Origin of the sequence: Aeromonas bivalvium, assembly GCF_000819765.1 — a bacterium.
GTDB lineage: Bacteria > Pseudomonadota > Gammaproteobacteria > Enterobacterales > Aeromonadaceae > Aeromonas > Aeromonas bivalvium.
On the sequence record NZ_CDBT01000017.1, the window covers coordinates 154112 to 154548 of the forward strand.

Annotated in this window: 1 pseudogene; it reads right to left on the minus strand. The window is 69.8% G+C overall.

What is annotated here, in order from left to right:
- A pseudogene (locus BN1119_RS07160) lies at nt 1-437 on the minus strand (methyl-accepting chemotaxis protein); the annotation flags it as partial.

Consider the following 437-nt stretch of genomic DNA (forward strand, 5'->3'; position numbering starts at 1 on the left):
CTTGGCCACGTCCAGGGCCATGGCATTGAGTTCCTGGGTGTAGGCGGTGAGCCCCTTGATCTCCGCCAGCATGGCGTCTCTGTTCTGCTGGGTTGCCCGCATGCTGGCCAGTACCGTGCCCAGCTGGCGCTGGCTCTCGGCCAGCACGGCGGCCATCCCCTCCGAGTTCTCCCCGGCCAGGTCCCCGGCCGCATGGTGGGAGGCGGTCACCGCCTCCTCCAGCTTGGTGGAGATGCCGACGAAGCGTTCGGTGAGGCTGATCATGGCCCCCTCGCTCTGCTGGCGGGAGTTCTCTATCTGCTTGGTCCAGATGGGAACGGCCTGTTCGCAGACCTGCTCCAGGCCGGCCAGGGCGGCGCCACTGGTCTGGGCCTGCTGCTCCGGAGCCTGGGGCGGCGGGGCGGCGCTTTGGCCTCGGCCGAGCCAGAGGCCCACCG